Origin of the sequence: Dactylosporangium sp. NPDC051484 (assembly GCF_040689395.1) — a bacterium.
Lineage (GTDB): Bacteria > Actinomycetota > Actinomycetes > Mycobacteriales > Micromonosporaceae > Dactylosporangium.
On record NZ_JBFAZX010000018.1, the window covers coordinates 45,158 to 57,721 of the forward strand.

Genomic DNA, 12,564 nt, shown 5'->3' on the forward strand with positions numbered 1-12,564 from the left:
TGACACCGGAGGTCTCTTCTATCACCCGTGGTTACCGGGTGACCGACGACGCCGGGTGTGATCCCACGTCACCGTGGGGCACCGTGCTGACGACGACCGTCGCGAGGGAATACTCCCCTCCTGTTGCTTGGCAACCATTGTCCATCAGGTCGCCACGTCTGAACGCGCGGGGCCGGAAAACTGTCGTACCCCCCGTCTATCGTGCTGCCCGACAGCGGTTGATGGGGCGTTCTTTCAACGCTCACTCACGCCAGGCCGCCGAGGGGAGAGCGATCGTGTATCGGCAAGGTGACGTTCTGTTGATTCCCGTGCCTGTCGCGGAGGTGCCGGCGACCGCGGTCCCGGCCCCTCGCGACCGGGCGGGCCGCATGGTCCTGGCCCGAGGTGAGGCGACCGGCCACGCCCACGTGATCGTCGGCGCCGACACGGTCCTGCTCGCTGACCGCGACGACGTCGATCGGCTCTTCGTGAAGATCGTCAGCCGGGCCCGGGTCGTGCATGAGGAGCACGGCACGATCACCGTCCCCGCCGGGGCCTACCGCATCGTTCGCCAGCGCGAATACGTGCCGGGTGCCTACCGCTACGTGGCCGACTGATGACCGCCCCCACCGCCGCCGAGTCGCGGCCCGCCGCCCTCGGCGCCGTCTCCGCCAAGTGGCTCGCCGCCGGGCTGTCCACCGCCCCCGCCGACCGTCAGGCCGCCGCCGAGGCGGCCCGGCTGGCCTACCGCTCGGCCGGCCTGCCGGAGCCCCGCCACGTCGTCTGGTTCGCCTCGCCCCTCGCGGGCGCTCGGGCCGCGGCACTGCTCACCGGCCGCCGCGGCCTGCCCGGGGCCTCCCCCGACCCGGCCGAGGAGGCCATCGCCGCGCAGCTGCGCGGGCAGGGCTGCCCGCCGGTGATCGGCAGCGCCGGCGCCTCCGTGCGCGCGGCGGTCCGCACCGCCCCGTGGGCCGCGGCCAGGGCCGAGACCCACGACCTGCTCGGCCCCGACGGCTGGGCCGGCCTGTGGGCGGCGTGCGGGGCCGACGTCTGGCGGCTGGTCAACGACCGCATCGCGACCCCGCTGCGCACCCACCTGCGCGGCGAACTGCCCGTCCACGCCCGCGCCGTCCTGCTCGACGCCGTCGGCGGCCAGCACGACGCCGGGTGGCTGGCCGCGTTCGACGCCGCCGCCCCGGTTCCGGCCGTGTCCCCGGCCGCCGCGCACGGCACGCCCGCCGCGCACGGCACGCCCGCCGTGAACCCGGTTTTCAGTGCCGGCCCGGTGGCCGCCGCGTGGATCTCCGCCGAGGGCTCCGGCGGCGCCGATGCGGTCACTGGCTCGGCCCCGGGCTCCGGTGGGGCTCCGGTCTTCAGCGCCGGTCCGGTCGGTGCGGTCTGGGCGAACCTGGGCGCGGGGGAGGCGGCGCTGCACGCCGTCCAGCGGCTCGCGGGCCTGGCCGGGGTGGCGCGCTCCGCGTCGTGGTGGTGGCCCTACGCGAACGTGGCCATCCTGACCGACCGCCCCGACGCTCTGCACCGCGACAACATCGGTCGGCTGCACGCGGCCGACGCCCCGGCCGTGCACTACCGCGACGGCTACGCCCTGCACGCGTGGCGCGGCATGCCGATCCCGTCAGACCTGGTCGACCGGCTGGCGCACCTGACGTATCGCCAGATCGCCGACGAGCGCAACGCCGAACTGCGCCGCGTGATGCTGGAGCACTTCGGCTACGAGCGCTATCTGCGCGAGGCCGGCGCCCGCAAGGTGGCCCAGGACGAGTGCGGCGGCCTGTGGCGGCTGAACTTCGCCGACGACGAGCCGCTGACGATGGTCGAGGTCATCAACAGCACCCCGGAGCCGGACGGCACGAGCCGCGTCTACTGGCTGCGCGTGCCACCCCAGACCCGCACCGCCCGCGAGGGTGTGGCGTGGACGTTCGGCCTGACCGAGGAGGAGTATCGCCCCCTGATCCAAACCTGACCTCGGCGCGGGTGCCCGAGCCGTGCCCGATGTCACATCGTGCTGTCCGGGAGGCGGGGCAGGCGGACCTCGGCGCGGACGCCGGGGCGGGCGTCGATCAGCCGGACCGTGCCGCCGTGGCGGCGGGTCAGTTCGCGGACGATCGCCAGGCCCAGGCCGCTGCCGCCCGCGTCGCGTGCGCGGCCGTCGTCCAGGCGCGCGAAGCGGTCGAAGACGCGCTCGCGCAGCGGGGCCGGGATGCCCTCGCCGTCATCCGTCACCGTCACCAGGACCTCCGACGACCCCTCGGGGGAGGCGGCCAGGACCACGCGCGTCCGGGCGTGGCGCACCGCGTTGTCGACCAGGTTGAGCACGATGCGGTGCAGCGCGTCCGGGTCGCCCTCGGTCCACAGGGACTCGCCGGGCTCGACCGTGACAGTGTCGAACCGCTTCGCCAGCGACGTCAGCAGCGTGTGCAGTTCCACCGGCTCCAGCGCGCTGCGGCGGGGGTCGGACGCGTCCGCCCGGGCCAGCAGGAGCAGGTCGTCGACCAGGCGGCTCAGGCGGTCCAGGTCGGTGATGACGTCGTCGGAGACCGCGGCCCAGTCGCCGAGCTTCTGCGCCACCTCGATCTGGATGCGGATCGAGGCGAGCGGGCTGCGCAGCTCGTGCGCGGCGTCGGCGATGAACGCGCGCTGCCGGGCCCGGGACACGGCCAGGCGGTCGAGCATGTGGTTGAGCGTGATCGCCAGGCGCTGGATCTCGTCACTGGACGGCGGCACGGGCAGGCGCTCGTCGGTGGCGGCGCCGGTGATGCGCTCGGCGCCGAGGCGCAGGCGGTCGACCGGGGACAGGGCCGCGCCGACGACGCGCCAGGCGATGACGACGAGGACGAAGACCAGCGCGGGGTACGTCACCCACAGCGCGGTGCGCAGGAGATCCAGGCTGCGGTGGAAGTCGCCGAGCGGCACGCCGACGAGGATGATCCGGCCGTCGGTGACCTGGTGGGCGGTGACCCGCAGCATGTCGGGCTGCACGGCCCGGTCGCCGGGGACCTCGACCCGCTCGCCGTGCAGCGCCCGGTCGACCTCGGGGCCACGCAACAGCGGTACCAGCAGATCGGCGGTTTGGTCGCCCGCCTGGACGCTGCGGTGCTGCGGGTCCAGGACCTGCACGACCTGTTTTGAGGGGGCCGGTAGCGGCTCGGGCAGCCGGCCGCCCTCATCGAGCAGTGCGGCGATCTCCGTCACGGTGCCGTCGGCGGAGCGGTCGAGGGAGCCGCGGAAGCTGTACGTCATCGCGGTCGCCATGGCGATACCGGCGATGGACAGGCCGACGATGAGCCCGCTGGTGCCGAGCAGGACGAGGCGCCCGCGCAGGGAGAGTGAGGCCCACCACTTCATGTGCGCAGCCGGTATCCGGCGCCTCGGACGGTCTCGAGCAGGTCGCGGCCGAGCTTGCGGCGCAGGTAGCCGACGTACACCTCGACGGCGTTGGGTGCGGTGTCGATGCTGGCGTCCCAGACGTGGTCGAGCAGCTCGGTCTTGGACACGACCTGGCCGGGGCGGCGCATGAGGTACTCCAGCAGCGCATACTCCCGCGCGGTGAGCACGATCTCGTCACCGGCGCTGGCGACCCGGCGGCGGGCAGGGTCCAGGGTTAGCTCACCGACGGTGAGCACGCTGGGACGCTCCGGTGCCCCGCGGCGCAGCAGGGCGCGCAGGCGCGCGACGAGCACGACGTACGAGAACGGCTTGGTCAGGTAGTCGTCGGCGCCGCAGTCGAGCCCGTCGGCCTGGTCGTACTCGCCGTCTTTCGCCGAGAGCATGAGCACCGGCACCCAGTTCTTCTCCGCGCGCAGGGTCTGCACCACGCGATACCCGGACAATCCGGGCAGCATGATGTCCAGGATCACCGCGTCGTAGCCCCCGTGCCGGGCCATCTCCAGGCCGTTCGGGCCGTCGCCGGCCACGTCCACGGCGAAACCCTCCGCCTGCAGCCCGCGCTGCAGCGCGTTCGCCATGCGAATCTCGTCCTCCACCACCAGCAGCCGCACGCGATACAGCGTGGCATGGCGGCCTGTGGTGCGGCACAGGCAGTCTCAGCGATGTCACAGGCGGCTCCGAGCACCATGGTTGTCAGGAGGTGTACCAATGTCCAACTTCACGTCACGACCCGTCCTTCGGTGGGCGGTGCCCGCGGCAGCTGCGGTCGCTGTGGTCGGTGCTGGCGTGGCAGCGAAGACCCTCGCCGTCGCGGCCGAACCCGACCTGCCGGCACGCACTGCCGCGCAGCTGCTCGTCGACCTGCAGACCGCCCGCCTGGACGGGCTGTCGGGCACGGTGGTCGAGCGTGCCGATCTCGGCCTTCCGGCGATCCCGCTGCTGACCGGCGATCAGAGCGCCAAGCTCACGTCGCTGGTGTCAGGCAAGCACACCCTGCGCGTGTGGTACTCCGGCCCCGACAAGGGCCGGGTGTCACTGCTGGGCACGCAGGGGCAGAGCGACGTCATCCGCAACGGCAACGACATCTGGATCTGGGACAGCCAGACCAAGCAAGCGCGGCACTTCGCCGGGCGGCCGGACACGGACAAGGCGGGCGTCCCGGGTATCCCGGGCGTCCTCGCGTCCCCGTCCGACCTGCCGAAGTCGCCGCAGGAGGCCGCCGACCTGGCGCTGAAGGCGATCGACCCGACGACGCAGGTCACGACCGGCAACTCGGCGAAGATCGCCGGACGCGACGCCTACGAGCTCATCCTCCGCCCGCGCGACACGTCGTCGCTCGTCGGTGAGGTGCGCCTGGCGATCGATGCCGAGAAGAAGCTGCCGCTGCGGGTGCAGGTCCTGCCCCGCGGCACGGCCAATCCGGCGTTCGAGGTCGCGTTCACGCAGGTGAGCTTCGTCCGCCCGGATGACGCCGAGTTCACGTTCAACCCGCCGGCCGGGACCAAGGTCACGGAGCAGGACCCGGCGAAGGTGCTGCAGGAGCAGCAGGACAAGGCGCCGCAGCACAACGGCGGCGCCGCCGACAAGCCGAAGAGCGCCGTCATCGGTACCGGATGGGCATCGGTTCTGGTCCTTCGCAGTTCGGATGGCGCGCAGGGCTCCGGGGCCGAGGAGCAGAAGAAGGCGCAGGACGCGATCGCTCAGCTGCCCCAGGGCAACGGCGGGCGCACGTTCAACAGCAAGCTGTTGAACGTCCTGTTCACCGACGACGGCCGGGTGCTCGTCGGCTCGGTCACGCCGGAGCGGCTCACCCAGGTGGCCGCCGACCCGGCCGCCGCGCTGAAGTAGTCGCCGCTCAGCTCAGCCGGGAGGGGACCGTGGCCGCCGCGCCACGGTCCCCTCCCGCTTCCCGTTCCCGGCGCCGGTGCTCGCCCGCGCGGGCGAGCGTCGTCACGGTCCCGGCCACGCGCATGGCCAGTGACCCGGGTCGCGTGCACCGCGGTCAGCCCGAGCCCGGTCAGTACCCCCGCCAGGACCGGCAGGCGGTGTCACCGGTCGCGCGGTCTGTGCGGGTTTGCCGCTCAGCTGCCCGGGTAGGCCATGGCAGTGGAGACTGATCCTGAGGAGTACGTCACGAGGCACTCGACCATCGGCTCCGGCGCCGCGGGCCGCGCCACCGACGGGGAGATCGACGAGACCCTTGAGGCCGAGCGGGCCGCCGGGTGGATGCCCCCGGGCGGCACCCCACCCGAATCGGCCACTACACCGCCCGACATGACGCAGATGCCCGATCCCGACGGCTCCCGCCACGAGATCTGAACGGAGTGCTCAGGCCCCGTTGGAGTACAACGCCTGCTGCTGCTCCCGGCTCGGCCCCAGGTCGGGCCAGCTGCGCGCCGGCTCGGTCTCGGCGAGCTCGATCCGGTCCTCGGGCAGCACGCGATTGGGCAACTCGCCGAAGCGAACGTGGCGCAGGAATGTCAGATCCGCATCCGTGAACCGTTCTTCCGCCATGTACCGATCGTGCATCCGCCGGGCCGAGGCGCGCAAGAAGAGGAATCGGGCATGCCGGGATCGGACGGCTACGCTCGGGACGCATGAGGCTTGATCCGGTTGGTCGCTTGCTCAAACTGCCACCCGCGGTGGCCGGCCGGGTCAGGGTGACGCGAGCGATCCCGGTCCGGATGCGCGACGGCGCCATTCTCCGCGCCGAGCATTACGCGCCCACCCTGGACGCCGAGCTCCCGACCGTGCTGGTGCGCACCCCGTATGGCCGGGGCGCCCCCGTCAGTATCCTCTGCCGAGCGGTCGCCCAGCGCGGCTTCAACGTGTTCATCCAGTCCTGCCGCGGCACCGGCGACTCCGGCGGCACGTTCGAGCCGCTGCTGCAGGAGCGCGAGGACGGTCTCGACACGCTGGACTGGCTGCGCTGCCAGCAGTGGTACGACGGACGCCTGCTCACCTACGGTCCCAGCTACGTCGGCTTCGTGCAGTGGGCGCTCGCCGCCGAGGCCGGTGACGAGCTCAAGGCGATGGCCACGATCGTGACCGCGTCGGACTTCGGCCCGCCCACCTACGCCGGCGGCGCGTTCTCGCTCGACTCCGTGCTGACCTGGTCGGCGCTGCTCGAGGCGCAGCGCGGCCCGAGGCTGGACAACGCCGTCGAACTGCTGCGCGGCCAGCCCAGGCTGCAGCGCGGCCTGGCGCGCGTGCCCATGGCGGAGGCCGACCGCATCACCACAGGCGTCGAGATCGAGTTCTTCCAGCGCTGGCTCGCCGAGGCCGACCCCGCGGGGTCCTACTGGACGCAGCGCGGCCACACCCATCGCCTGCCGCACGTCACCGCTCCGGTCCTCATGATAGGCGGCTGGCACGACATCTTTCTGCCCTGGCAATTGGCCGACTACACGGCGTTACGGGCGGCGGGTCAGCAGCCGTACCTGACGATCGGACCCTGGCACCACGGCAGCGCCGCCCTGTTCCAGCAGTCCGCGGCCGAGGCCGTGGCCTGGTTCCGCGCGCACACCGGCGGCCCCGAGAGCATCCGCGAGCGCCCGGTCCGCGTGCACGTCGGCGGCGCCGACGGCTGGCACGAACTGGCCGACTGGCCGCCGCCCAAGAGCAAACCCCAGCGGTGGTACCTCGAACAGGGCGCCCGCCTCACCCCGGAGCCCGGCGCCGAGGGCACGGTGCTCGACTCGTTCGTCTACGACCCCAAGGACCCGACCCCGGCCCTCGGCGGCCCGCGCCTGGCCGGCAAGATCGCCGGTCGCCGCGACAACCGCCCGCTGGAGGCCCGCCCCGACGTGCTGACCTTCACATCCGCCCCGCTGACCGAGCCACTGGACGTGGTGGGCCCGGTGCACGCCGACATCCGGGTCCGCGCCACCAGCCCGGCCCGCGACGGTACCGAGCGGACGCCCTCCTCCCACTTCGACGTCTTCGTGCGCCTGTGCGAGGTCGACGAACAGGGGCGCTCATGGAACATCTGCGACGGCCTGGCCCGCACCGCGAGCGACCACGACCCGGACGACCCGGTGCGCGTCGCGCTTTGGCCGACGGCCCACCGCTTCGCATCCGGCCGCAGTGTCAGGGTCCAGATCAGCGGCGGTGCCCACCCGCGCTTCTCGCGGAACCCCGGCACCGGTGCGGCCCTCGGCCACGAACTGGAGCTGCGCCCGGTGCGCCAGGAGATCCTCGCCCCGTCGTCGATCACTCTCCCGCTGGTCAGCTGAGCCCACCGCAAACAGCGACCCCGCCCAGCCCGGCGGCGGCGATTGCCGGCGCATGACCGGACATGATCTCCCGAACCGCGCGGCCGCCGCGGTGGTTCCGGCCGCGTTCGCCCTTCCGCATGACGCGACGGAGGTAGATGACTCCGGTCCGTGCAACGCGCGGCCGTTCCTCCCGTGAGACAACGGGCCGGGGCCTGCCTGAAGGGCGGCCCCGGCCCTGCCGGGTCCGCGGTGCCAAGAACACGTGCCGGGTCCGCGGTGCCAAGAACACGTGCCGGGTCCGTGGTGCCAAGAACACGTGCCGGGTCCGCGGTGCCAAGAACACGTGCCGGGTCCGCGGTGCCAAGAACACGGTGCCGGGTCCGCGGTGCCAAGAACACGGTGCCGGGAACGCGAGATTGCCTGCTCCGTGGCCGCGCGGGACGCCGCAAGGCGAACGGCGGACGGCCGGTCACCCGCTGCGGGTGACCGGCCGTCGAAGTCGCTGTGGGGTTTAGTTGGAGGCGATGCCGAGCCCGCCGGCGCCGCCGGTGCCGCCGTGGAACTGGGTGCCCTGCGCGAAGGCAGTGTCGAAGCGCTGCTGCAGGGCGTTGAGCTCGGAGAAGTTCGCCTGGTGCGAGTTCTCGCTGCCCTCGGCGGCGAACACGTGGTCGTCGACCTCGGCGCTGTGGCTGTAGTTGGTGAAGTCGGTCGACTCGTAGTGCACCCCACCCGGCTGGTCGAACTCGACGTGGCGACCCGTCGAGAAGTCGGTCGACTCCGCCGCGTGGTGATCCTGCTCGTACACCCCGAACTGGCTGTTGTAGTCCGCCTCCGAACCCTGCGCCTGGTGCAGCTGGTCCAGCGCGCCGTGCTCCTGACCCGCCTCGTAGTGGCCGTAGTCCACGTCCTGACTGCCGTCGTAGCCGGTGTCGATGTCGCTCATCTGTATCCCCTTGAAGTCTTCGCTGTCGTCGTTGACAAGAACGTTAGGGCCAGCGAGATCGCGTTTGCTCCCGGAAACATGCCACCTCAACGACTACGCCACCAGGCCATTCGACACTGTCAGATGACACTGTCATCTGACAGTGTCGCGAACAGGGCGCATCGCACCCGGTCTCCGGTCTTGCGGTGCTTAGCAGGCAGTGACGTGCTGAGATCGCGCCCGGGCGTAGCGGCATCTTCGTTGACAGTGTCACGATGACAGTGTCATTATCGAAGGCATGGCCGCTACAGGATGGACGCTCGAGGAGTTGACCGGCAGGGTTGCCGCTCTGCTCGATGGAACCGCCTACGCGGGGGCGCCGAACGGGCGGGTGCAAAAGTTGCCCGACGCCCGAGCGGTTCGATGGTATTCCACCATCGGGCTCGTCGACCGACCCTACATGCGCGGGCGGACCGCACTGTACGGGCCGCGGCACCTGTTGCAGCTGGTGGCGATCAAGCGACGGCAGTCGCAGGGGTACAAGATCGCCGACATTCAGGCCGAGCTCGCCGACGCGCCGGATGACGTGCTGTTGCGCATCGCGGACCTGCCGCCGGGGGTGTCCTTCCGGATACCGCGCACTGCGACAGAACGGCTGGCGGCGATCGCGCCACACTCGGTCGACTCGCCGCCGCGGCGGTTCTGGACTGAGCTGCCGAGCGAGTATGTGCGGTCGCAGGAGCCGGTGCCAAACGCGGCGACCGAGGACGCGGGCTTGGCGACCGGGGACCCGACCGCAGACGTGGATGTGGCGGCCGGAGGCACGAGAGCGGCGACCAGGGGTGCGGGCTCGGCGACCGGGGAAGCTGGCTTGGCGACGGCAGACCTGGGGGTGGCGGCCGGAGGCGCGAGAGCGGCGACCGGAGCCGTGGGCCCGGCGACCGAGGATGCGACCGGAGACCTGGGCGTGGCGGCCGGAGGCACGAGAGCGGCGACCAGGGGTGCGGGCCCGGCGACCGGAGACGCTGGCTTGGCGACCGCAGACGTGGGCGTGGCGGCCAGGGGTGTGGGCTCGGCGACCGGGGACATGGGCGTAGCGGCCGGAGGTGCGGGTTCGGCGACCGGTGACGCGGGCGTGGCGGTCGGAGGTGCGGGTTCGGCGGCCGGAGACATGGACGCGGCGGTCGGGGGCGCCGCGAATCGGCTCCTGACCGGGGTGCCGCTCGGCGGGGGCGCGGTGCTGCTGCTGCCGGCGACGCCCGCCACGGAAGATCTGCCACTGATCCGGGCCGCGGCCCGGGACCTGATGGACCTCCTCGCCACCCGCGGCCTCGCCGGAGTGACACCCGAGCAGATCCCCGAGCGCACGGCGAGAACGAGAGAGCCGTCAAAGCCGAAAGAGCCACCGAGAGCGAGAGAGGCGCGCAAGACGAGAGAACGCACTGAGGTACAGACCCGGCCGCCGCAAGGTACGAAACCAACGGCCGAGGCGCAGCAGTCCGCGGGGGAGCACGACCCGGCCGCGACAGTGCGGAAGGCCAAGACGGCGCGGAGGGGCGAGCCGGGACAGCAAAACGGTACGCAACGGGATGACTTCGACAAAGATCCGAAACCAGCCGGTCCGACGCAGAAGAGAGGAAGCGCCGCATGAGACTCGCGACGATGACCGACGACGAGGCGCGAGTGGTCGCCGCGCCCACGGACGAGGCCGGGCTGGGTGCGCTGCGCACCGAGCGCGGCAACCTGCCGCTCGACCGGCTCGAGGTGCGGGCCTCGATCACCGGGCTGGTCGCTCACACCGACCTCACGCAGGAGTTCGTCAACGTACACCGCGAGCCCCTCGAGGCGACGTACATCTTCCCGCTGCCGGACCGCGCCGCCGTGGTGCGGATGGCGATGACGGCCGACGAGCGCGTCGTGGAGGCGGAACTGCAGGAGCGCGGCGCCGCCCGCGAGGCGTATGACACTGCCATCGCCGCCGGGCAGCGCGCCTCGATCGCCGAGGAGGAGCGGCCCGACGTGTTCACCATGCGGGTCGGCAACATCCTGCCGGGCGAGCGCGTCAGCGTGCGGCTCTCGCTGGTCGGGCCCCTGGCCTTCGAGGACGGCGAGGCGACGTACCGCTTCCCGCTCGTCGTCGCCCCGCGGTACGTCCCGGGCGGCCTGCTCGACGGTGACAGTGTCGGCGCCGGGTTCGCGCTGGACACCGACGCCGTGCCGGACGCCTCGCGGATCAGCCCTCCGGTGCTGCTGCCCGGATTCCCCAACCCGCTGCGGCTGTCGATCGACGTCGACATCGACCCGGCCGGCCTGCCCCTCGGCGACGTGAGGTCCAGCCTGCACGCCGTCTCCAAAACCGAAAACCAGGTGTCGGTACTGCCGGGAGATCGCGCCAACCGCGACTTCGTGCTGCGCCTGGCCTTCGGGGCAGGCACGCAGAGTCTCGCGCTCGCCCCGGACGCCGAGGGCGACGAGGGCACCTACCGGCTGACCGTGCTCCCGCCGGCCGCCGACGCCCCGCCGCGGCCCAAGGACGTGGTACTGCTGCTCGACCGCTCCGGCAGCATGGGCGGCTGGAAGATGGTCGCCGCCCGGCGCGCCGCGGCCCGGATCGTCGACACGCTCGATGCGCACGACCGCTTCGCCGTCCTGGCCTTCGACGACCGGGTCGAGACGCCCGAGTCGCTGGGGACCGGGCTGTCCGGCGGCAGCGACCGGAACCGCTACCGTGCCGTGGAACACCTGGCGCGGGTGGACGCGCGCGGCGGCACCGAGCTGCTCCAGCCGCTGCTGGACGGCCTGCGCCTGCTCGGCGAGGACGAGACGCGTGACCGCGTGCTGGTGCTCGTCACCGACGGGCAGGTCGGCAACGAGGACCAGATCCTGCGCAGCGTGTCGGCGGCGCTGCGCGGCGTGCGGGTCCACACGGTGGGCATCGACCAGGCGGTGAACGCCGGCTTCCTCGGCCGGCTCGCGATCGCCGGTGGCGGCCGGTGCGAGCTCGTCGAGAGCGAGGATCGGCTGGACGAGGCGATGGACCACATCCACCGGCGCATCGGCGCGCCCGTCGTCACCGGCGTGACGATCGACGCCGAGGTCCTCGAACTGCTCGACGGCACCCGCACCCCGGCGCGCCTGCCGGACGTGTTCCCGGGCGTACCGTTCGTGGTCGCCGGCCGTTACCGCGGCCCGGCCGCCGGTGCGCTCACCGTCGCCGGCACCACCCGCGACGGCCGGGCGTGGTCGGCGACGGTCACGGCGCAGCGGCACGATTCCACGGCGCTGGGCGCGGTGTGGGCCCGGGCGCTGCTGCGCGACCTCGAGGACCAGTACGTCACCGGCACCCACGAGACGGCCCCGCTCGAGAGTCGCATCACCGAGACGTCGCTGCGCTTCGGTGTGCTGTGTCGTTTCACGGCGTTCGTCGCGGTGGACAGCCGGATCGTCACCGACGGCGACGAGCCGCGGAAGGTGACCCAGCCGGTGGAGAGCCCGGCGGGCTGGCGGATGCCCACGCCGCTGCCGCCGCCACCCCTGCACCCGACGGCCGCGTACACCCTGACGAGCGCCGCGCTGCCCCCGGCGCCCGGCGGGCCCGCGCGCCCGGCGATGCCGATGGCGATGCCCGCCCCGCAGCCGTACGGCGGGGGCGCCACCCTCAGCCGCAAGTCGGTCGGGCGTGGCAGCTCGCGGATGATGATGCCCCCGATGCCCGCCATGGCCCGGGCCCAAGCCGAGGAGGAGCGTGCGACGGCCGTCGACGTCCGGGAGCTCGCCGCGCAGGAGGCGACGCGGCTGCGGGAGGCCGAGAGCCGGCCCGAGTACGAGCGGCGCGAGCTGCTCGAGGACCTGGGCTCGCGGCTGGCGGCGCTGGGGCTCACGCAGCTGCGGGCGCTGGCGGAGGCCCTGACCCCGCGGGCGATCGCGGCCCGGCCCTTCGCCGAGCTGTGGCAGTTCGTGCTGGAGGAGCTGGACAAGGCCGCGGGCGCCGCGTCCAAGCCGTCGCGCGGCGCGTTCTGGAAGCGCTGATCAACACCC

At 72.7% G+C, this 12,564-nt stretch carries 12 protein-coding genes; 8 read left to right on the forward strand and 4 right to left on the reverse strand.

Annotated elements, in window-relative coordinates; translation table 11 throughout:
- The first annotated feature begins 308 nt into the window (after positions 1-308).
- Positions 309-596 (forward strand): hypothetical protein, encoded by a 288-nt coding sequence (locus AB0367_RS25600; RefSeq protein ID WP_366229029.1) that lies wholly within the window; start codon positions 309-311, stop codon positions 594-596.
- Positions 596-1,963, forward strand: a complete 1,368-nt coding sequence (locus AB0367_RS25605) for a DUF6745 domain-containing protein (RefSeq protein ID WP_366228948.1) — start codon at positions 596-598, stop codon at positions 1,961-1,963. The genes AB0367_RS25600 and AB0367_RS25605 overlap by 1 nt, the downstream gene beginning before the upstream one ends.
- Before the next feature lie 32 nt (positions 1,964-1,995).
- Here the strand turns inward: AB0367_RS25605 and AB0367_RS25610 are convergent, their stop codons facing one another.
- Both AB0367_RS25610 and AB0367_RS25615 read right to left on the reverse strand, forming a co-directional pair.
- Positions 1,996-3,345, reverse strand: a complete 1,350-nt coding sequence (locus tag AB0367_RS25610) for an ATP-binding protein (protein ID WP_366228949.1) — start codon at positions 3,343-3,345, stop codon at positions 1,996-1,998.
- On the reverse strand, positions 3,342-3,998 hold the full coding sequence (locus AB0367_RS25615; protein ID WP_366228950.1) for a response regulator transcription factor: 657 nt from the start codon (positions 3,996-3,998) through the stop codon (positions 3,342-3,344). Before AB0367_RS25615 ends, AB0367_RS25610 begins: the two co-directional genes overlap by 4 nt.
- A gap of 97 nt (positions 3,999-4,095) precedes the next feature.
- Between AB0367_RS25615 and AB0367_RS25620 the strand changes: the two genes are divergently transcribed.
- A complete protein-coding gene (locus tag AB0367_RS25620) occupies positions 4,096-5,235 on the forward strand; it encodes a hypothetical protein (RefSeq protein WP_366228951.1) in 1,140 nt (379 codons plus the stop codon).
- 258 nt (positions 5,236-5,493) lie between these two features.
- Complete coding sequence (locus AB0367_RS25625) at positions 5,494-5,706, forward strand: hypothetical protein (RefSeq protein ID WP_366228952.1); 213 nt, start codon at positions 5,494-5,496, stop codon at positions 5,704-5,706.
- A gap of 9 nt (positions 5,707-5,715) precedes the next feature.
- Here AB0367_RS25625 and AB0367_RS25630 read toward each other — a convergent pair whose 3' ends face one another.
- A complete protein-coding gene (locus AB0367_RS25630; RefSeq protein ID WP_366228953.1) occupies positions 5,716-5,901 on the reverse strand; it encodes a hypothetical protein in 186 nt (61 codons plus the stop codon).
- Between the two features lie 83 nt (positions 5,902-5,984).
- Between AB0367_RS25630 and AB0367_RS25635 the strand changes: the two genes are divergently transcribed.
- Positions 5,985-7,622 carry a CocE/NonD family hydrolase gene (locus AB0367_RS25635; protein ID WP_366228954.1) on the forward strand — a complete coding sequence of 546 codons (1,638 nt, stop codon included), beginning with the start codon at positions 5,985-5,987 and terminating at the stop codon, positions 7,620-7,622.
- A 137-nt stretch (positions 7,623-7,759) separates the two neighbouring features.
- The gene (locus AB0367_RS25640; RefSeq protein WP_366228955.1) at positions 7,760-8,119 is read left to right on the forward strand and encodes a DUF3060 domain-containing protein; all 360 of its coding nucleotides are present in this window, start codon (positions 7,760-7,762) and stop codon (positions 8,117-8,119) included.
- Here the strand turns inward: AB0367_RS25640 and AB0367_RS25645 are convergent.
- The gene (locus AB0367_RS25645; protein WP_366228956.1) at positions 8,116-8,547 is read right to left on the reverse strand and encodes a hypothetical protein; all 432 of its coding nucleotides are present in this window, start codon (positions 8,545-8,547) and stop codon (positions 8,116-8,118) included. The genes AB0367_RS25640 and AB0367_RS25645 overlap by 4 nt on opposite strands.
- A 277-nt stretch (positions 8,548-8,824) precedes the next feature.
- On the opposite strand from AB0367_RS25645, the gene AB0367_RS25650 reads away from it, so the two are divergent.
- Both AB0367_RS25650 and AB0367_RS25655 read left to right on the forward strand, forming a co-directional pair.
- Positions 8,825-10,177, forward strand: coding sequence for a MerR family transcriptional regulator (locus AB0367_RS25650; RefSeq protein WP_366228957.1), 1,353 nt, complete (start codon positions 8,825-8,827; stop codon positions 10,175-10,177).
- On the forward strand, positions 10,174-12,555 hold the full coding sequence (locus AB0367_RS25655; RefSeq protein WP_366228958.1) for a VIT domain-containing protein: 2,382 nt from the start codon (positions 10,174-10,176) through the stop codon (positions 12,553-12,555). The genes AB0367_RS25650 and AB0367_RS25655 overlap by 4 nt, the downstream gene beginning before the upstream one ends.
- Positions 12,556-12,564 lie beyond the last annotated feature (9 nt).